Origin of the sequence: Delftia acidovorans SPH-1, from assembly GCF_000018665.1 — a bacterium.
Classification (GTDB): Bacteria; Pseudomonadota; Gammaproteobacteria; order Burkholderiales; family Burkholderiaceae_C; genus Comamonas; species Comamonas acidovorans.
The window spans coordinates 4,915,637-4,934,257 of sequence record NC_010002.1; the positions used below are offsets into that span (position 1 = coordinate 4,915,637).

General features: G+C 65.7%; 17 protein-coding genes. 12 read left to right on the forward strand and 5 right to left on the reverse strand.

The genetic code is table 11. The annotated features are described in order from the left end of the window. Nucleotides 1–278: 278 nt before the first annotated feature. Nucleotides 279–494 (forward strand): hypothetical protein, encoded by a 216-nt coding sequence (locus DACI_RS22615; protein WP_012206291.1) that lies wholly within the window; start codon nt 279–281, stop codon nt 492–494. A gap of 77 nt (nt 495–571) precedes the next feature. Here DACI_RS22615 and dbpA read toward each other — a convergent pair whose 3' ends face one another. Beyond that, nucleotides 572–1,972, reverse strand: a complete 1,401-nt coding sequence (gene dbpA, locus DACI_RS22620; RefSeq protein ID WP_013801782.1) for an ATP-dependent RNA helicase DbpA — start codon at nt 1,970–1,972, stop codon at nt 572–574. Nucleotides 1,973–2,324: 352 nt separating this feature from the next. Between dbpA and DACI_RS22625 the strand changes: the two genes are divergently transcribed. After that, complete coding sequence (locus DACI_RS22625; RefSeq protein WP_012206293.1) at nt 2,325–4,232, forward strand: DUF1800 domain-containing protein; 1,908 nt, start codon at nt 2,325–2,327, stop codon at nt 4,230–4,232. A gap of 55 nt (nt 4,233–4,287) precedes the next feature. Further along, entirely contained in the window at nt 4,288–5,736 is a 1,449-nt protein-coding gene (locus DACI_RS22630; protein ID WP_012206294.1) for a DUF1501 domain-containing protein, read from the forward strand. Between the two features lie 46 nt (nt 5,737–5,782). On the opposite strand, the gene DACI_RS22635 is transcribed toward DACI_RS22630, so the two are convergent. Both DACI_RS22635 and DACI_RS31620 read right to left on the reverse strand, forming a co-directional pair. After that, nucleotides 5,783–6,727, reverse strand: a complete 945-nt coding sequence (locus DACI_RS22635; protein WP_225970984.1) for an oxidoreductase — start codon at nt 6,725–6,727, stop codon at nt 5,783–5,785. Nucleotides 6,728–6,739: 12 nt separating this feature from the next. Continuing rightward, nucleotides 6,740–7,849 (reverse strand): SDR family oxidoreductase, encoded by a 1,110-nt coding sequence (locus DACI_RS31620; protein ID WP_012206296.1) that lies wholly within the window; start codon nt 7,847–7,849, stop codon nt 6,740–6,742. A 75-nt stretch (nt 7,850–7,924) separates the two neighbouring features. Between DACI_RS31620 and DACI_RS22640 the strand changes: the two genes are divergently transcribed. From DACI_RS22640 to DACI_RS22650, 3 genes are all read left to right on the forward strand, one after another. Continuing rightward, nucleotides 7,925–8,314 (forward strand): MerR family transcriptional regulator, encoded by a 390-nt coding sequence (locus tag DACI_RS22640; RefSeq protein ID WP_012206297.1) that lies wholly within the window; start codon nt 7,925–7,927, stop codon nt 8,312–8,314. 96 nt (nt 8,315–8,410) lie between these two features. Continuing rightward, entirely contained in the window at nt 8,411–8,824 is a 414-nt protein-coding gene (locus DACI_RS22645; RefSeq protein ID WP_012206298.1) for a VOC family protein, read from the forward strand. A 126-nt stretch (nt 8,825–8,950) separates the two neighbouring features. Beyond that, nucleotides 8,951–10,177, forward strand: coding sequence for a PQQ-dependent sugar dehydrogenase (locus DACI_RS22650; protein ID WP_012206299.1), 1,227 nt, complete (start codon nt 8,951–8,953; stop codon nt 10,175–10,177). A 75-nt stretch (nt 10,178–10,252) separates the two neighbouring features. Here the strand turns inward: DACI_RS22650 and DACI_RS22655 are convergent, their stop codons facing one another. After that, the gene (locus tag DACI_RS22655; RefSeq protein WP_012206300.1) at nt 10,253–10,486 is read right to left on the reverse strand and encodes a hypothetical protein; all 234 of its coding nucleotides are present in this window, start codon (nt 10,484–10,486) and stop codon (nt 10,253–10,255) included. 175 nt (nt 10,487–10,661) lie between these two features. On the opposite strand from DACI_RS22655, the gene DACI_RS22660 reads away from it, so the two are divergent. Further along, entirely contained in the window at nt 10,662–12,044 is a 1,383-nt protein-coding gene (locus DACI_RS22660) for an aminotransferase-like domain-containing protein (RefSeq protein WP_012206301.1), read from the forward strand. A gap of 130 nt (nt 12,045–12,174) precedes the next feature. Here DACI_RS22660 and DACI_RS22665 read toward each other — a convergent pair whose 3' ends face one another. Then, the gene (locus DACI_RS22665; protein ID WP_012206302.1) at nt 12,175–12,891 is read right to left on the reverse strand and encodes an aspartate/glutamate racemase family protein; all 717 of its coding nucleotides are present in this window, start codon (nt 12,889–12,891) and stop codon (nt 12,175–12,177) included. Between DACI_RS22665 and DACI_RS22670 the strand changes: the two genes are divergently transcribed. The 5 genes from DACI_RS22670 (at nt 12,875) to DACI_RS22690 (ending at nt 18,545) form a co-directional block, all read left to right on the forward strand. Then, nucleotides 12,875–13,324, forward strand: coding sequence for a helix-turn-helix domain-containing protein (locus DACI_RS22670; protein WP_225970985.1), 450 nt, complete (start codon nt 12,875–12,877; stop codon nt 13,322–13,324). The genes DACI_RS22665 and DACI_RS22670 overlap by 17 nt on opposite strands. 381 nt (nt 13,325–13,705) lie before the next feature. Further along, nucleotides 13,706–14,935, forward strand: a complete 1,230-nt coding sequence (locus DACI_RS22675; RefSeq protein WP_012206304.1) for a sensor domain-containing phosphodiesterase — start codon at nt 13,706–13,708, stop codon at nt 14,933–14,935. A 293-nt stretch (nt 14,936–15,228) separates the two neighbouring features. After that, a complete protein-coding gene (locus tag DACI_RS22680) occupies nt 15,229–16,338 on the forward strand; it encodes an acyl-CoA dehydrogenase family protein (RefSeq protein WP_012206305.1) in 1,110 nt (369 codons plus the stop codon). A 63-nt stretch (nt 16,339–16,401) separates the two neighbouring features. Then, on the forward strand, nt 16,402–17,268 hold the full coding sequence (locus DACI_RS22685; protein ID WP_043782304.1) for a phosphate/phosphite/phosphonate ABC transporter substrate-binding protein: 867 nt from the start codon (nt 16,402–16,404) through the stop codon (nt 17,266–17,268). 8 nt (nt 17,269–17,276) lie between these two features. Beyond that, complete coding sequence (locus DACI_RS22690) at nt 17,277–18,545, forward strand: ferritin-like domain-containing protein (protein WP_012206307.1); 1,269 nt, start codon at nt 17,277–17,279, stop codon at nt 18,543–18,545. Nucleotides 18,546–18,621: the final 76 nt, after the last annotated feature.

Below are 18,621 nucleotides of genomic sequence, written 5' to 3' on the forward strand. Positions count from 1 at the left end.
TTGCGATAACATTTCGCCGTCCCTCAGCGGACACGGGCTTGGCGGCCCGGACACAGGCGCAGCAGCCGCCCCCCTCTTGATGGTGTGCAGCTTTCAGTTTTCCCAGTGCTGCGCTGGACATGGCTTCATTTCAACGCAGCCATGCGAAACATCCATGCACAGGAGCCGCCATTGACCGACACCACCCTCCCCCGCACAGCGCATGCTGGCGCGCCAGTTCTCATTCCTGTCTCAAGGCACCAGCAGGCCGTGCTGGCTCATCGCTGAAAGGGGCAGGCATGTACTACCCGATTGCCGAGGAAGAGCTGCAAGTGGTTCAGGATTGCATGCAGCAGATATCGCTGCTTGTGGACCTGGGCTCCGGGATTTCTGCCGTGCAGACCACGGTCGGGACTGAAGCGTTGCTGAGCTTCCTGATTGCACAGCGGGAGGCGCTGCAGGGGGCTGTTGAGGCAGTGCAGGCCAGGGAGGTCATGAGGGGGCCTGCGGGTTAGGCAGGGCCGCTTGAAGGGGCGGAGCGCGTTCAGCCAAGTGCATACATTCGCACGCCGACTGATGCGCCTGAAACCCCTCAATCCTTGAGCAAGCGCGCCTTCACCGTTCGCCCCTTGATCTTCCCGCTATTGAGCCGGGCAACCACGTCATGCGCAATCTTGCGGTCCACGGCCACATAGGTTGCGAACTCGTTGATGTCGATCTTGCCCACTTGCTCGCGGGTGTAGCCCAGGTCTGCGGTGAGCGCGCCCAGCACGTCGCCCGGGCGGATCTTGTCCTTGCGGCTGGCATTGATGTGGATGGTGGCCTTGGATGGCAGGAGCCGGCCGCCGGGAGCCGGTGTCAGCTCGTCCAGCGGGTACCAGACGGATGGGCTGCCCTGCATCTGCTCGATGTTTCCGACCGCGCCCATTTCGTCCATCGTCGCGAGACTCAGGGCCAAACCTTTCTGGCCGGCGCGGCCTGTGCGGCCGATGCGGTGCACGTGCACTTCAGGGTCGGGCGTGATGTCCACGTTGATGACGGCGCCCAGATTGGTCACATCCAGCCCGCGAGCCGCCACATCGGTGGCGACCAGCACGGAGCAACTGCCGTTCACGAAACGCACCAGCACCTGGTCACGGTCACGCTGCTCCAGATCGCCGTGCAGCTCCAGCGCGCTGTAGCCCTGGGCCTGCAGCAGCTCGGCAAGGGCCCGGCAGCGCGCCTTGGTATTGCAGAAGGCCAGCGTGCTCTCGGGCCGGAAATGCTCCAGCAGGCGAGCCACCGAAGGCAAGCGCTCTTCCTTGTCCACCTCGTACCAGCGCTGCTCGATCTGCTCGCCGCTGTGCTGCGCGGCAACTTTGACCGTGACCGGGTCACGCATGAATCGCGCGGCCAGCTTGGCGATGCCTTCAGGGTAGGTTGCGGAGAACAGCAAGGTCTGGCGCTGCGGGGGGCACTGCTTGGCGACTTTCGCGATGTCATCGACGAAACCCATGTCGAGCATGCGATCCGCTTCGTCGAGCACCAAGGTGTTCAGCGAATCAAGGTTCAGATTGCCCCGGTCCAGGTGATCGATCACACGGCCGGGCGTGCCCACGATCACGTGCGCGCCGTTCTCCAGGCTCGCGTTCTGGCCGCGCAGCGGAACGCCGCCGGACAGGGTCACCACCTTGACGTTGTCTTCCGCACGCGCCAGGCGGCGGATCTCGGTCGTCACCTGATCGGCCAGCTCGCGGGTGGGGCAGAGCACCAGGCCTTGCACCGAGAAATTGCGCGTATCCAGCTTGGCCAGCAGCGCCAGGGCAAAGGCTGCGGTCTTGCCGCTGCCGGTCTTCGCCTGAGCGATCACATCCTTGCCTTCAAGCGCAGGGGGCAGGCTGGCGAGCTGGATCGCCGTCATTTCAAGGTAGCCGAGCCGCTCAAGATTGGCGAGCGTTGCCGGCGAAAGCGCAAGTTTGTCGAAGGAATGGGGGGAAGCCGAGGGAGGAGTCATGGGGGGGCATTTTAAAGTTGGCGATTCCAAGACCGAAGCGCACACGCTGGTCACTGAAAAAGAACAGGAGGCATGCTGGCCAATTGCCAGCATGTGCGAGAGGACGGCCAGCGGGAGGTTGAAGCCATGGATGGCAAAAGACGCGTCAACCGGCGACGGCCCCGGGCGAGACCCATGCGTCTTGGCCCAACGCCGTGTTTCTGCATGCCGCCCCTGCATCGCATAACATCTTGACACGCTTTAGGGCTGCAAAGTGTCCGCTCACATCCGAAAACCTTGGAACACTCTGCGCCACGCGCCGAAGAGCGAGGCAGTTCATTGCCACGCCCCGGCCACTGCCTGAAAGCCCGCAATGCACCCCACCCCACAGGCTGCAGCCTCCACGCTGCAGCCGCCCGACCGCGCGCCCGCGGACTCCTTGCCTGCCTGCGCAGAGCCCGGCCATCTCGGCCACGAAGCCAAGAATTCCTTGATGCCCCCCGCCATGGCCGCCTCCCTGGCGGCCGCGCTGCTGGTGGCCTGCGGGGGCGGTGGGGGCGATACGGCACCCGGTACCGGCAATGGAGGCAACGGCGGCACTGGGGGCACGGGCACCGGCCCTGGTGGCGGAACGGGTACCGGCACCACGGCCACCCCTGCCAGCGACGAAGAAGCCGCGCGTTTCCTGCTGCAGGCGCAGTTCTCGGCCACCGACGAGGAGATCGCAGCGCTGCGCGCCAAGGGCTACGGCCCCTGGCTGGCCGAGCAGTTCGCGCTGCCCGTGGACACCACGGGCACGGCCTGGCTGATGCAGCGCGGCTACGGCGTGGCAGAGGCCGGCACGCGCTACGACAACGTTTCGTATCCCTCCGACTTCATGCTCTGGAGCCAGCTTTTCACGGAGCGCGACGCCGTGCGCAAGCGTGTGGCATTGGCGCTGTCGGAGATCATGGTGGTCTCCACCACGGGGCTGGAGCAGCCCTGGAGCATCTTCCTGGCCTCCGGCTACTGGGATCTGCTGAACCAGCATGCCTTCGGCAACTTCCGCACGCTGCTGGAGGCCGTCACGCTCAGCCCGGCCATGGGCATCTACCTGAGCACGCGCGGCAACCAGAAGGAAGACGCCCGCAGCGGCCGCCAGCCCGACGAGAACTACGCCCGCGAGGTGATGCAGCTGTTCACCATCGGCCTCTACCGCCTCAACCCCGACGGCACCGAGCAGCGCGACGGCAGCGGCAACCGCATCGATACCTATTCGGCAGCCGACGTGAGCAACCTGGCGCGCGTCTTCACCGGCTACGACTACGACACCAGCAAGAACCAGCCCACCAACCTGAGCGGCAGCACGGTGACGGGGCTGCAGCAGGCGCTGCTGCCCATGGCATTCAACGCAGCGCGCCATTCCACGCTGGCCGCCACTTTCCTGGGCACCACCGTGGCTGCGGGCACGTCAGGGCCAGCGGCGCTGAAGGCGGCGCTGGACACGCTGTTCAACCACCCCAACGTCGGGCCCTTCATCGGGCGCCAGCTGATCCAGCGCCTGGTCACCAGCAACCCCAGCCCCGCCTATGTGGGGCGCGTGGCCGCCGCCTTCGCCGACAACGGCAGCGGCACGCGGGGCGACCTGCGCGCCGTGATCGCCACCGTGCTGCTGGACCCGGAGGCGCGGGGCGCGGCAGGGCTTGCCAGCCCCCAGTACGGCCGCCTGCGCGAGCCCATGGTGCGCTTCGTGCAGTGGGGCCGCACCTTCGGGCTGCGGTCGGCACGCGGCACCTGGAAGATCGACAACCTGAGCGACCCGGCCACGCGCCTGGGCCAGAGCCCGCTGCGCTCGGGCTCGGTGTTCAACTTCTTCCGCCCGGGCTACGTGCCTCCCTCCACGCCCCTGGCCACGACGGGCCAGGTGGCGCCGGAGTTCCAGATCGTCACCGAGACCAGCGTGAGCGGCTACCTGAACTTCATGCAGAACGTGATCCGCTTCGGCTACTACGTGAACGCGCCAGACCTGCCCCAGGGCGGCAGCAGCGCGGCCAACGGCTTCGACATCACCTGCAGCTACGCCAACCTGCTGCCCCTGGTGGCCGACGCCGCCGCGCTGGTGCGCAAGGTGGCGCTGCTGCTGTCGGCAGGGCAGGTATCGGCCGCCACGCAGACGCGCATCGTGGCAGCGCTCAATGCCACGCCGGTGACGGCCACCAGCAACACCGCCACCCAGCTCAACCGCGTGGCAGCCGCCGTGCTGCTGGTGATGGCCAGTCCCGAATATCTGGTGCAGAAGTGACCGAACAAGTGACAGAACAGGTGACCGACCGTCTGCAAAGCAAAGCGATATCGCCATGAACTTCATCGACCCCGCCCGCCACACGCGCCGCGCATTCCTGCGCCGCAGCACGCAACTGGCCGCCGCCGGTACCGCCCTGCCCTTCGCCCTGAACCTCGCCGCACTGGGCGAGGCCGCCGCCTTCGAGGCGAACGACTACAAGGCGCTGGTCTGCGTCTTCCTCTACGGCGGCTGCGACTACGCCAACACCGTCGTGCCCTACGACAGCACCCGCTACGGGCAGTACTCCGCCATCCGCGGCGGCAACAGCGACGGCACGGCCGGTGGCATTGCCCTGGCCCGCGCCGCGCTGGGCAATACGCTGCTGCAACCCCGCACGGCGCTGGCCGGTGGCATGCAGTACGCGCTGCACCCGTCCATGACGGGCCTGGCCGGCCTCTTCAACGCGGGCCGCGCGGCGGTGCAGCTGAACGTCGGCCCGCTGCTGGTGCCGCTCACGCGGGCCCAATATGCCACCGGCGACCGGCGCAGCTACCCGCTGCCGCCCAAGCTTTTCTCGCACAACGACCAGCAGTCGGTCTGGCAGTCGCAGGGCGCCGAAGGCTCCACCGTGGGCTGGGGCGGCAACCTGGGCGACCTGGCGCTGTCGTCCAACGCCACGTCGCTCTTCACCTGCATCTCGGCCACGGGCAACGCCGTGTTTCTCTCGGGCGACCAGGCGCTGCAGTACCAGATCAGCCCGGGCGGCGCCGTGCCCATCAACGCCGTCAAGGGCGCCAACGTCTATGGTTTGACCGCCGTGCGCGGCCTGCTGAGCGAGCTGGTGCAGACGGCCGGCAGCCACGCAATGGAGGCCGAGTACGCCCGCGTCACGCAGCGCTCCATCAGTGCCGAGGGGCAGATCTCTTCGGCCCTCTCCAGCGGCAGCCTGTCCACCGCCTTCCCTGCCAGCAACCCGCTGGCCGACCAGCTCAAGGTGGTGGCCCGGCTCATCGCCGGACGCAGCGCGCTGGGCACGCGCCGGCAGGTGTTCTTCGTCTCGCTGGGCGGGTTCGACCTGCACGACAACCTGATCGCCAACCAGCCGCAGCTGCTCGACAAGGTGAGCAGCGCCATGACGGCCTTCTACAACGCCACGGCCGAACTCGGCGTGGCCGACAAGGTCACGGCCTTCACCGCGTCGGACTTCGGCCGCACGCTGACTTCCAACGGCGACGGCTCCGACCATGGCTGGGGCAGCCACCACTTCGTCGTGGGCGGCGCGGTGCGTGGCGCGTCCTTCTATGGCGCGCCTCCGCCCATCAGCGTGGGCAACGGCAGCGGCAGCGAAGACCAGTGGCATGTCGGCCAGGGGCGCCTGTTGCCCAGCACCGCCGTGGACCAGTACGCCGCCACCCTGGCGCGCTGGTTCGGCGTGTCGAATACCGAGCTGGCGGGGGTGCTGCCGCACATCGGCAACTTCGGCGGCTCGGCGTATCCCATCGATCTGGGGTTCATGGGCTGAAGCCTTGCTTTGGCGATCGCGGGCTTTGTGGTCAAGGCACGAATGATCAGCCGGGGCCGTCGCTCGCTGCGGCGAGAAGCGGCACCAGGACATCACCAATCGGTGTCGGAACTCCGCGCGCCCGGCCTCGGCGCGCGATGACACCGTTGCGGATATCCCATTCGAGCGGCCGGCCTGCTTCACGATCCGCCAGTATGGACGTGCCCAGGTCGGCCGGAAATGCCTGGAACTTGTCGAGGATCGCCTGGGGGACCTCATCGCCCAGTTCAACACCTTCGGCGCGTGCCACGGCCAGGCACTCCCTCAAATAGTCCAGAGTGAGCTTAGAGATGTCGTGCCGGCCGAACATGCCTGAGCGGCGATGCGTGAGAGCCATGAGCCCGGCCGCTGCGTTCTGCAGCAGCTTTTGCCACGCCAGGGATTTGAAATTCGAAACCAGGTCTACCGAGCATCGGGTGCCTTGCAGCGCCTGCGCGACCACGAGGGCCGCAGCCTCGTCAGGCAGGCTGATCCGGGCGTCGCTGCGCAAGAGCACCGACCCGTCGGGTTGCGCCTGTGCAGGGAACCACACGACTGCGGGAACGATTCGCCCCTGCGGGCACAGCGGGGTGACACTCTCCACCTGCTCAACCCCGTTTTGCAGGACACACACCACGGTTTGCGGACCGCTCAACGCCGCCAGCCAATGCGCAACCGCAGCAGTTTGAGTCGCCTTGACCGCGAGAAAAACAAGGTCCACCGGACCTTCGACCTGGGCCGGATCCGTTCTGACCGGGCCGGGAACCACGATGCGAAGACCGCTGCCGTGCAGCGTCAGGCTGTCGCGCGGCGTACGACCGCACAGCAACGGCGTGCGACCGACTTCATGCAGCGCAGCAGCAACCGTTGTCCCGATTGCCCCGGGCCCCAGCACCGCGATGCGTGGATGGGTTGGTTGATTCACCGAAACGAGCTCCTTGATTTTGGTGCGCAGCGGCAACTCGGGCACCATTGAAAGCGGTGATTATGATGTTCTGCGCAGTGGAGGGGCAAGTCGGCGGGCCTTGCCTTTTGTAATGCAATATGAGCTGACATATATTGCAGTATTCCTCAACGACTGGCGCATATCCGGCTTTGTGATTCCGTGTCTTCGGGCAAATTGCTCCACTTCCGTCGTGTCAAAACGGGTTGTCTGGATAAAATCCAGGGCCTCGGCGCTGGTATTCAAAAACCTCGCAATGGGACGAATACCCAAAAGCCATTTCAGCAATCGCAGCGGGATATGACGCCCGGGCGCCTTCAGCCCAAGAGGTTGTGTCACCTGCGTGAGAAGTTCCTGCAAGCCAGGGCTCTGGGCATCGAGGGCCAGCAGTTCCTGGCCCACCATGGAAGGATCAAAGGCGCAAGCCGCCACCAACTCGACCAGATAATCCACAGTGACCAGTGGCAACCAGTGCGCGGCAGTACCGGGTACTGCCGCCAGCTTTCCCTGCACCAGATTGCGTATCAGATCCACCAGCGGCTGGCCGTCCGCGATATGCCCCGTGCGGCTATGACCGCAAACCGTGGCGGGGTGTACAACGGTCATCTCTCCACCCTTGGCATTCATGAAGCCGAGGGTCGCGAAATGCGCCTCCAGTTTGCTCGCCTCGTAAGCACCGACTTGGCGATAGATGGCAGGCCAATCCGTCAGCTCCGGATGGCCGGGATCAATCCCGATGCGTTGCAGATGTTCATTGTTTTTCAGCATGTAGCCACCGATCATCACCAACCGGCTCTCTTGCTCGGCCGCCAACTGCGCCACGCGCCTTGCCCCTTCCACATTCACTGCACGTGCATGCTCCATCGAAAGGCCCCAGGCGAAGTGGGCTCCCAGATGGAATACGACCTTGGCCTGCCGCAGGACCTCTCTATCCGCAAGGCTCAGACCGAGGTCTTCTTGCTCCAGATCGCCGGCCACGGCAAAGACGCGGGCTGCAACGCCACCCAAACCATCGACCTGCTGGCGCAGTTCAGCGAGGCGCTCCGGGCGACGCATCAGCACCCGAATGGTGTGACCTTTCGCGCTCAGGTACGACAGCAAATGCTGGCCGATGAAGCCCGTCCCTCCCGTAACAAAGCACTCCACGCTCATTTTTCTGCTCCTTGGCACGATGAAAAAACCAAGTGTAGACTGTCGACTCAACTCTACAGTCAAGCGATTTTTTCCATGAATATCGGGGAACTTGAGGTCCGCAGCGGCGCCACGCGCCATACCTTGCGCTATTACGAGAAAATCGGCCTTATTTCACCCTTGCGGCGAACCAACAATTATCGCGTTTACACACCGCAAACCCTGCAAGACCTGGACTTTATCCAGCGAGCACAAAGCATGGGATTTTCTCTTGGGGAAATAGGCGAAATTCTGAATGCTCAGAGAAATAATTCAATAGATTGCGCCGGGGGTGCAAGACTGATTGAAAAGAAGATGGCGGAAATCAGAAAGAAAATAACTGACCTCAAAAGCATTTATCGGTACTTGGACGCGGAGCGCGCAAACCTTGAAGCCAGTGCGGCCAGGCAACTTGAGCTTCAGCAGCTCAATGGCTCCTCCAATTAATGGGGCAGCATCCGGAGTGCAGGTGCTGCATGATGGATGTTCTGACCGAGCAGTCCTGCACCCACCAGAACTGCAGCCCAACCTACGGAGCCAAGCATGACCAAGTCCCTCTTCATCAGCCTCCCCGTGACCGACCTCGCCGCCTCCACCGCCTTCTACAAAGCCCTGGGCTTCAGCCAGAACCCGCAGTTCAGCAGTGAGGATGGTTCAGCCATGGTCTGGAGCGAGGCGATCCAGGTCATTCTGGTCACGCATGCCAAGTGGCGCACCTTCACGCAGCGCCCGTTGCCGCCGGCCGGCTCCTGCGGGTTGATGCTGTCACTGGCCCTTGAGAGCCGCGCCGCCGTCGATGCCATGAACGAGGCCGCCGCGGCCCATGGCGGGCAGGCCGACGTGAATCCGATGGAGGACCACGGCTTCATGTACACGCGCGATCTGGCCGATCCTGATGGACACATGTGGGCGGCACTGTGGATGGACCCGGCGGCCATGCCTGCATCCGCTGGGTGAGCGAGGCTGAACGCGGCTGGACGCAACTTCAGGCTTGCCGCGCAGATAGCCCGGAATTCGGCGGTGCATTCTGCGGTGCGGCGGTGATGCGCGGATACTGTCCCGTCCCCCACTGCGGAGCAAAGCATGCGATTGCCGAAGTCTGGACTCATCCCCTGGTTGCTCATGGCTGCAACCCCTGTGTTGGCGCAGATCAATGCGGGAACCCTGCCTGCCACCGCATCGCCCCCGTTCAAGGTCAGCAAGGTCGCGCAATTCGATCTGCCCTGGCGCATCGCCTTCCTGCCGGACGGGCGCATGCTGGTCACCGAGAAGGTTGGCAAGCTGCTTCTCGCGGCCCAGGACGGGCAAAAGCTCGAAGTCACCGGCGTGCCGCCCGTGCTGCATGAAAACCAGAACGGCCTGCTGGGTGTCTACCTGGCCCCTTCGTATACGAGCGACGGGGCCATCTACCTGACCTATTCGGAGCCCGGAGAAATCCGCGGCACGTCGAGCCTGGCGCTTGCGAGCGCCACGCTCAGGATCGGTGCCGGCACCGCTGCGCTGGAAGACCTCAAGGTCATCTGGCGCGACCCGGTCAAGGGCAAGGGCGGGCAGGTGGGTGCCGCCGTGGCTTTTTCGCCGGACCAGAAGTTTCTGTTCCTCACGGCCGGGGACCGGCAGCGCTTCACGCCTGCCCAGGACCCGAATCAGCCGGCCGGCAAGATCCTGCGGCTGACCTTGGACGGCAAGCCCGCGCCCGGCAATCCGATGCAGGGGCAGACCGGCGCAACGTCGGTTCCTGTGATCGATCCGCCCAAGGACACCGAAGCCGCCAAGACCGCGCCGGTGTTGCGCACGTTTGTCTTTGACGGTCCGAATCTGACGCCGTCCGAGACCTGGTCCACGGGGCATCGCACGCCCTACGGCCTGGCGTTCGCGCCGGATGGGCGTCTTTGGGAGCTTGAGCATGGGCCGCGCGGCGGCGATGAGCTCAACCTGATCGAGCCGGGCAAGAACTATGGCTGGCCGCTGGTTTCCTATGCGGTGAACTACAACGGCGTGCCCATTGCCAGCCCGGATACGCGAGGGGACCTCACCAAGCCCGTGATCTACTGGACGCCTGTCTTCGCGCCGGGCAGCCTGATGTTCTACAGCGGCGAGATGTTTCCGCAGTGGAAGGGCTCGGCGTTTGCGTCCGGCCTGTTGACCCGCGCCCTGCACCGGATCGAGGTGAACGGCGCGAGCGCCACGCCTGCCGAGCACTGGACGGTAGGCTTTCGCGTCCGCGACGTGGCGCAGGCGCCGGATGGTGCGCTGTGGCTGATCGAGGACGACCGCAAGGGCGGTCTGTATCGGCTCACACCGAAATAGGCAGCTGGGGGATGGTTGCCGCGCGCTGGGCACGGCCTGGGGGCACAGGCCCGGCGCTGGCAGCGCCACCTGCCATCAAAGGCTCAGGTCCATGCCCAGCATGGTGGCCAGGCCGAAGGTGAAGAGCAGCACGCACAGCAGCAGCAGCGTGAAGACGGCAACGATCTTGCCGCTGGCAATGAGCAGCTCGCGCCGGCTCGCCCCCTTCTTCTTGCCCTGGTCGTAGTGCCACTTGATGGCGAAGAACATGGCCGTGCCGAACACGAGCACCTTGAAGGTGACGAAGACTATGGGGACCCAATCGATCATTTTGAGAGCTTCCAGCCAATGACTTGGCACTGTCCATGGTGGGGAGCCTCCCTCCCGGACATGGGAGGCGAGAGCGTCAGCGACGGCCATGCAAGCACGGTGCTGCCACACCTTCTGGCGCATACTACCCAAAAGCAATTTCCATACATGAGCCCATACGTCGCCGCTTAAATCCATGCAAGATGAGCCTTTGCCCCTCTGGTTGCCGCAACTGGCCGTGCAGGGCGGCCCCCGATTCCTGCAGATCGCCGATGCCTTGCAGGCAGCGGTGGCAGACGGATCGCTGAAGCCCGGTGACCGCCTGCCCCCACAACGCCGGCTGGCTGCCCAGCTGGATGTGGACCTGACGACGGTCACGCGCGCCTACGACGAAGCCAGGCGCCGCCAGCTGCTGGAGGGACGCGGCGCCAGAGGCACCTATGTCGCGGCGCCCAAGGTGGAGCTGAACGCCGTGCTGGACCTGAGCATGAACACCCCGCCACCGCCGGCTGGCGTGGACCTGGACGACATGTTGAAGCAGGGCCTGGCGCAAGTGCTGATGGGTGCGGATGCCCAGTTGCTGATGACCTACCACCTGGGCGGGGGAAGCGACTCCGACCGCAAGGCGGGCGCCAGGTGGCTGCAGCCCATGTTCGGAGATGTGGATGCCCGGCAGCTGGTGGTCTGCCCGGGCGCGCAGGCGGCGATTGCCGCCCTGGTGCTTGCGCTGACGGAGCCGGGCGATGTGATCCTGACCGAGCCCACCAGCTATCCCGGCCTGCGTGCCGCAGCGGCCCAGTTCGGCCGGCGCATCATTGCGGTGCAAGCGGACAGCCAGGGGATCATGCCCGAGCGGCTTGAGCAGGCATGCCGACAGCACAGGCCCGGGCTGGTCTACCTGAACCCCACGCTGCAGAACCCGACCGCCATCACGCTTGCCGAGGACCGGCGCCAAGAGATCGCCAGCATCGCAAAGCGCTGCCATGTGCGCATCGTCGAGGACGATCCCTACTGGCTGCTGGCCGATGCCCCGCCGCCGCCGATCGCCAGGTTTGCCCCGGAGCAGGTGTACTACATCTCCACCCTCTCGAAATGCCTGACGCCCGGTTTGCGGGTGGCCTTCGTGCTCCTGCCTGACCCGCACGAGCGCCAGCGTTTCCTGGTCGCGCTGAGATCGTTTGCGCTGATGGCCACGCCGCTGACGGCCGCCCTGGCCACGCAGTGGATCCTCGACGGCTCGGCCGGAAAATTGATGGAAGGCGTGCGCAAGGAGGCGCGCCTGCGCCACCGGATGGCCAGGGATGTGCTGGCCGGCCGGTACAGCGGCGCGGGAGACGGCCTGCATGTATGGCTGGAGCTGCCGAGTTACTGGAGCCCCTCGCAGCTTGCGCGTGCCGCCGACAGCGAGGGCATCGCCGTCACGCCGGCACAGGCCTTCGCCACCGGCGGCGAATCCGTGAATGCCATCCGCATCTCCCTGGGCAGCATCAAGGACCGTGGACGCCTGCAGGCGGGCCTTCAACGGCTGTCGCATCTGCTTGCGCGCCTGCCCGAGTCGTTCAGCGCCGCCGTGGTCTAGTGGTTCAGCGCGCATCGAGGCGTGAGGCGCGAGGCGTTGTGCCGATGGGTTGCCACAACGGCTCAAGGCGCCCCGGCAATCCGGGGGTGCACGCCTTTGAAAGCAGGCCTGGACATGGCCCGCTGGCCGCTCAAGGCTCCAGAGCGAAGTCCACCGCCGCCTGCGCATGCAGGGCGGTGGTATCCAGCACGGGCACAGGGCAATGCTCCTGCTGCACCAGCAGGCTGATTTCCGTGCAGCCCAGCACCATGGCCTGCGCACCCTGCCCGGCCAGCTGCGCCATGATGCGCTGATACGTGCGCCGCGACTCTTCAAGAATCCGACCCGTGCACAGTTCCTCGTAGATGATGCGGTGCACCTCGGCGCGGTCTGCCTCCTGCGGCACCAGCACCTCCAGACCCTGCTGCTGCAGCCGCTCGCGCATGAAGGGCTGCTCCATGGTGAAGCGTGTGCCCAGCAGCCCCAGCTTCCGGTAGCCGCGTGTGCGGGCTGCGTCGGCTACCGGGTCGGCAATGTGAAGAAAAGGGATGCGCACCGCTGCCGCAATGCGGTCTGCCAGCTTGTGCATGGTGTTGGTGCACAGCAGCACGCCGTCCGCCCCGCCCTGCTGCAGCCGCCGCGCGGCATCTTCCAGCAAGGCGGCGGCGTCGTCCCATCGGCCTTCATGCTGGGCCTGCTCGATGGGGCCAAAATCCACGCTGTACATGAGCAGTTTTGCGGAGCGCAGCGGACCCAGCCTGTCACGCACGCCCTGATTGATGAGCCGGTAGTACTCGGCGCTGGACTCCCAGCTCATGCCACCGATGAGACCGATGACGCGGTGAATTTCCGTGTGGTTTGAGTTCATGCCCGCAGTGTGCTTCATGGAATGCCATGCGCCCACCGCCCGCGTCGAGGCCTTGCGCCCGGTGTACCGCCCTGTCCTGGAGCGCATGGCGGCCGAATTTGCACGGCCGTTGAGCATTGCCCGGCTGGCACGGATGATCCATCGCACGCCGCTGCAGTTTCTGCGCGAGTTTTCCCAACTGCTGGGCATGACGCCGCATGCCTTTCTTGTGGAAACCCGCGTACAGGCGGCCCGCTCCATGATGCGGGCAGACACCCATTCCCTGGCGGGTATCGCCCACGATTGCGGCTTCAGCCATCAGTCGCACATGGGCGTCGCTTTCCGCAAGACTCTGGGGCTGACTCCCCGCCAGTACCCGGCTCGCATTCGTCACACGGGCAAGCAATGGCCGATGGAGCACCTGAGACAGCCACAGCCAGGGCATAGGGCTTGACGCGCTTGAGGGGCTTTCCAGGGAGTGCCGGGCCCTTTCAGCTGCCCGTGTTGGATTTTCATAACTATTGTCAATCCGAACAGACGGACTCGACCTGCGCACTTCAACCGCGCATACTTATGCCTGTTCTTCTCACTACTGCTTTGGGTTGCAAACGAGGTTGCCACTGAGGTTGCAACTGGAGGTGCGATTGGGATTCTCTATCGCGTGGCAGCCACGATGTGCCTCGTATCGGTCAATGGAGCGGGTTAATGATAATTCATTCCTTTTATCAACTCATATCGTACCGCTTGGCCATCGCACTCGGAACCTAGGATAGCCAGCCCGCAGGCAGCGTGTGAATTCAATGTGCGTACACATCTGATAGAGCAGATCAACGAAATGACCCTTCGTAAATCCACATTCGCACCTTTGAGCAGAATTTTCGCTTTTGCCATTGAACTGGATGGAGTCGACCGTGTTCTGTCTGTCGTTCGTCGGCATCTCGGCATGGATGTCGCCTTCGTGGCCCGATTCCGGGAAGAGGATCGGGTGCTGGAGCATGTGGACGAGAGCACTGCCGGGGTGATTTTCCAGCATCAGAAGATTCCATTGAGCGAGGGCTATTGCCAGAAAGTGGTCAATGGCGAATTGCCGGAGTTGATTCCCGACACCTCCCTGTTGGCCGCTGCCCAGGAGATACCGGAAACGCACACCATTCCTATCGGCTCGCACCTGAGCGTTCCCATCCGACTGAATGACAACCAATTGTTCGGCACCTTGTGCTGCTTCAGCCACCAGCCCAATCCTGCGCTGAATGTGCACGATATGTCGCTGCTGCGGGCATTCTCCGATTTATTGGGACTTCATTTCAGTGCGACTTCTGCCGTTCGGCATGCAAGAGACAAAGTGACGCACGAAATTCGGCTTGCAATGCAAGGCAATGCGCTGCGCCCTGTATTTCAGCCCGTATACACCGTCGCGACCGGAAAGCTGCACGGCTTCGAATGTCTGTCACGCTTTGACCTGGAGCCACGTCGCCCGCCCGACCAGTGGTTCAAGGCAGCGCACGAGGTGGGGCTGGGGCTGGAGCTGGAGCGCCATGCGATCGACACAGCGCTTGGCGCACTTGGCAGCCTGCCCACCGACTGGCTGCTCGCCGTCAACTGCTCGCCGCAGTTGATTCAGTCAGGGCAGTTGCCCAGGCTTCTGGGTTCGGACCGGGATCTCTCACGCGTGACGCTGGAAATCACGGAGCATGCCGCCGTGGATGACTACAGGGCTTTGGCCGATGCACTGGCGCCGCTGCGGCGCCGGGGCGCGACCTTGGCAGTCGACGATGCGGGGGCCGGCTACTCCAGCATGCGGCACATCCTGCATCTGCAACCAGACATGATCAAGCTGGACATGAGCATCACGCACGATGTCGATACCGACCGCAGCCGCCGTGCGCTGGCCAAGGGCCTCACGAGCTTCGCGCACGAGATAGGAAGCGTGGTGGTTGCCGAGGGTGTGGAGACAGCCGAGGAATTCAACACTCTGGCGAGCCTGGGCGTGGATTTGGCCCAGGGCTACTTTTTTGCCAAGCCGATAGGGCCGCAAGAGGCGCTGGCAATGGGCGCTGCAATATAGACCACGATCTTCCTGCAGGCATCCTCGCCTGGCTGCCCGCCGCCTGTTGGCCGAAACCGCCGAAGGCAGTACCCAGCCACCAATTGACCGAAATCAAGCGCCACCGGCAATTGCGCCCGGCCGTCGCGCACCCGGCGCATAATCTTTCGCATTCTTTCCCCCAGCCCATCCGCCATTGCAGGTCTGCATGCGGCAGGCGCGCCCAGCGGCCATCGCGGCGCTCCAGCATTTCCCCAGACTTCCAGCAAGTGCCTCTCGGCAGGCGGCCATGGGCATGCCTACGGTGAACCCAGATGGAAGTTTTGCAGCAACTCGAACCCCTCATGCGCGAGATCATCGCGCCCCAGGCCGCCCAGATTGACGAGCAGGCGCGCTACCCGCGCGCTGCGCTGGATGCGCTGGCCGCAGCCGGCCTGCTGGGCCTGATCAGCGCCAGCGAGGTGGGCGGCCGGGGCAAGGGCCTGGCCGAGGCGGTACAGGTCATCGAGCGCATTGCCCAGGACTGCCCCTGCACGGCCATGGTGCTGACCATGCACTACTGCGGCGTGGCACTGATCGAGCCCTTTGCCGATGACGAGGTGCGCCGCGACATTGCCGCCGGCCGCCACATCACCACGCTGGCCGTGTCCGAGGCGGGATCGCGCAGCCATATCTGGGCGCCCACGGGCACGGCCACCGCCGCTGAAGATGTCATCCACCTGAATGCGCTCAAGAGCATGATCACCTCGGCCGGCGAGGCCGATTCCTATGTCTGGATCTCGCGCGCCACGCAGGGCGAGGGCAATACGCTGTGGCTGGTGGACAGCCGCCTGCCGGGGCTGTCCATTCCCGGGCGCTTCAACGGCATGGGGCTGCGCGGAAATGCGTCGTCGCCCATCGAGGCGCGCGATGTGGGCGTGCCACGCGCCCGCATGCTGGGCGCAGATGGCGAGGGCGAGGCCGTGAAGGGCCGCCACCTGATGCCCTTTTTCCCCACGCTGATCGCCACCACCTCCATCGGCCTGATGCAGGGCGCACTGCGCCGCGCCGTGGCCCATGTGGCCGGCACGCGCTTTGCGGAAAGCGGCAGCTCGCTGGCCGACCTGCCCACCATCCGCGCCTACCTGGCCCGCGCCCAGCTGCGCCTGGAGCAGGCGCGCCTGCTGCGCGACGACACCGTGGCCGCCGTGCAGGCCGCCCGCCCCGACACGCGCACGCGCCTGCTGCAGACCAAGGCCGCCGCCGCCGAAGCCGCGCTGGAGGTGACCGACATTGCCATGCGCGTGTGCGGCGGCGCCGCCTTCCGCAAGGAGCTGGGCATAGAGCGCCTGTTCCGCGATGCGCGTGCCGCCTCGGTCATGGCGCCCACCACCGACGTGATCTACGACATGCTCGGCAAGGCCATGTGCGAAGCCGCTGCCTGAACCTGCGCCGCAGATCCTGCCGATAGCCTCAATCCCCTTCCCCATCCAGCAAAGGACTTCCGCATGACGACAACCGCCCCCGTGATCAAGCTCGGCGCCGTGGCCTACGCCCCCAAGGTGATCACCATCTGGGAAGGCTTCAAGGCGTATTTCATCGAGCGCGGCTACTACTTCGACTACGTGCTCTATTCCAACTACGAGTCGCTGACCGAGGCGCTGATCGCAGGCGATGTGCACCTGGCCTGGAACTCGCCGCTGGCCTTTGTCCGCGCCGACCGCATGGCCCGCGCACGCGGCCTGCGCGTGGAGTCCATCGCCATGCGCGATACCGACCTGGACCTGCATTCGCTGCTGGTCGTGCCCGCCGACAGCCCCATCCAGAGCGTGCAGGACCTGCGCGGCAAGACCGTGGGCTTCGGTGCGGTGGACTCGCCCCAGGCCACGCTGATCCCGCTGGACCATCTGCGCCAGGAAGGGCTGCTGGCCGGGCGCGACTACACGGCGCGCCGCTTTGACGTGCTGGGCGGCAAGCACGGCGACCACATCGGCGGCGAGCGCCTGGCCGCCGCCGCCATGGTGGCCGGCGAGATACAGGCTTCATGGATGGTGGGCAAGAACTACCAGGCCTTTGCGCGCGAAGGCACGCTGCCGGCCGGCGGCACGCGCGTGCTGGCCACCTCGGGCGCCTTCGACCACTGCAACATGACGGCCGGCCCGCACATCGATGCCGAACGCGCCGCCGCCTTCCGCGACATCCTGCTTGCCATGTCCTGGGACGACGCGGCCGTGCGCCCGCTGCTGGAACTGGAAGGCCTGAAGGTCTGGCACCCGGGCCGCGGCACGGGCTACGGCCTGCTGGAGCGCGCGGTGACGGACGAGGCCTTCTACGACGCCAAAGGCCGCATCACCGTGCAGGACTACCGTTACTGATACGCGCCATGGCCATGCCTGATTCCGACAGCGGCGCCCTGCACGCCCGCGCCCTGCCCGCCTCCACCCTGCCTGTCATCGACCTGCAGGGCCTGGGCTTCGATGCCGGTGCCCATCTTCTGGTCAAGCACGCGCTGGCCGCCCTGCCCGTGGGCGGGCAGCTGCGCGTGACCGGCAGCGCGCCGGGCTGGCAGGCCCAGCTGTCGGGCTGGTGCAGCGACCAGGGCCACGGCCTGCGCTGGGAGGATGGCGCGGGTGCAGCACAGGCCATGGCCATCGTGGCGCGCGGCGGCGCCCAGGCCGGGCGCTGGCGGGGCGCGGCGCAGACGGGCCGCAGCGATGCGCGCTCGGGCGGCGATGCCGTGGCCGCGCAGGCCCAGCCTTCCTGGGGCCTGGCCGCGCGTGGCGCACAGGTGGAAGCCGGAGCGCCGGCCTTCCATTTCCGGCTCAGCAACAAGCTGCAGGTCTGGACCGACAGCGCCGCCGACCTCTACGCCCAGGCCGTGGCCGCGCAGTGGAACGCCGACACCGACATCGACTGGTGTGATGCACCCGAGCTGCCCGCGCCCGTGGAGGACGCCATCGTGCAGCTCATGACCTACATGGTGGAGAACGAGAACGCGGCCCTGCTGGTGCCTGCGCGCTTTCTGGGCCAGCTGCACCCGCACTACCGCGAGCTGCAGGCGGCGCTGGCCATCCAGGTGGCCGACGAGGCGCGGCACATCGATGTCTTCACGCGCCGCATCCGCCGTCACGGCCGCGAGCCTGCGCTGTCCACGGCGGGCGGCCAGGCCTCGCTCAAGAGCCTGCTGGACGAGACGGATTTTTCCGTGGCAGGCTTTTTGCTGTCGGTGCTGGGCGAAGGCACATTCGTGCACCTGCTGCAGTTCCTGCAGACCGAGGCGCCCGACCCCCTAACACGCCAGATCTGCCGCCTGGCCGCGCGCGACGAGGCGCGCCATGTGGCCCTGGGCATGTCCCACCTGCTGTACCGCCTGCAGCACGAGCCCGGCTTCCAGCACCAGCTGGCCCAGGCCGTGGAGCAGCGCTTCGACAACCTGGCCGGCACCTCGGGCCTGAACGAGGAAGTCTTCGACGCCCTGATCCTCATCGCCGCCGGCGCCCTCACCCCCGAAGCCCTGGCCCGGGGCGCCGCCCGCGTGCAGCAGCTCATGCGCGACATGGCCGACGGCCGGTTTTCCAAGCTGCTGCGGCTGGGCTTCGAGCGCGGGCATGCCGAGCGGCTGGCTTCGCTGCATACGCGCAATTTCATGTAGGCAGGGCGGCGCGGCTTTGCGCCTGCCAATCCCGCCTTGTGCGGCACGAAAGCCTGGGCAAAATGCCACGGCATTC

Bases quoted from the DNA above. Each gene is read 5' to 3' on its own strand.
- DACI_RS22630 (WP_012206294.1), top strand. From the start codon at position 4,288: ATGAACTTCATCGACCCCGCCCGCCACACGCGCCGCGCATTCCTGCGC.
- DACI_RS31620 (WP_012206296.1), bottom strand. From the start codon at position 7,849: ATGAGCGTGGAGTGCTTTGTTACGGGAGGGACGGGCTTCATCGGCCAG.
- DACI_RS22685 (WP_043782304.1), top strand. From the start codon at position 16,402: ATGACGACAACCGCCCCCGTGATCAAGCTCGGCGCCGTGGCCTACGCC.
- DACI_RS22615 (WP_012206291.1), top strand. From the start codon at position 279: ATGTACTACCCGATTGCCGAGGAAGAGCTGCAAGTGGTTCAGGATTGC.
- DACI_RS22665 (WP_012206302.1), bottom strand. From the start codon at position 12,891: ATGAACTCAAACCACACGGAAATTCACCGCGTCATCGGTCTCATCGGT.
- DACI_RS22660 (WP_012206301.1), top strand. From the start codon at position 10,662: ATGCAAGATGAGCCTTTGCCCCTCTGGTTGCCGCAACTGGCCGTGCAG.
- dbpA (WP_013801782.1), bottom strand. From the start codon at position 1,972: ATGACTCCTCCCTCGGCTTCCCCCCATTCCTTCGACAAACTTGCGCTT.
- DACI_RS22635 (WP_225970984.1), bottom strand. From the start codon at position 6,727: ATGGTGCCCGAGTTGCCGCTGCGCACCAAAATCAAGGAGCTCGTTTCG.
- DACI_RS22625 (WP_012206293.1), top strand. From the start codon at position 2,325: ATGCACCCCACCCCACAGGCTGCAGCCTCCACGCTGCAGCCGCCCGAC.
- DACI_RS22640 (WP_012206297.1), top strand. From the start codon at position 7,925: ATGAATATCGGGGAACTTGAGGTCCGCAGCGGCGCCACGCGCCATACC.
- DACI_RS22690 (WP_012206307.1), top strand. From the start codon at position 17,277: ATGGCCATGCCTGATTCCGACAGCGGCGCCCTGCACGCCCGCGCCCTG.
- DACI_RS22675 (WP_012206304.1), top strand. From the start codon at position 13,706: ATGACCCTTCGTAAATCCACATTCGCACCTTTGAGCAGAATTTTCGCT.
- DACI_RS22680 (WP_012206305.1), top strand. From the start codon at position 15,229: ATGGAAGTTTTGCAGCAACTCGAACCCCTCATGCGCGAGATCATCGCG.
- DACI_RS22645 (WP_012206298.1), top strand. From the start codon at position 8,411: ATGACCAAGTCCCTCTTCATCAGCCTCCCCGTGACCGACCTCGCCGCC.
- DACI_RS22650 (WP_012206299.1), top strand. From the start codon at position 8,951: ATGCGATTGCCGAAGTCTGGACTCATCCCCTGGTTGCTCATGGCTGCA.
- DACI_RS22655 (WP_012206300.1), bottom strand. From the start codon at position 10,486: ATGATCGATTGGGTCCCCATAGTCTTCGTCACCTTCAAGGTGCTCGTG.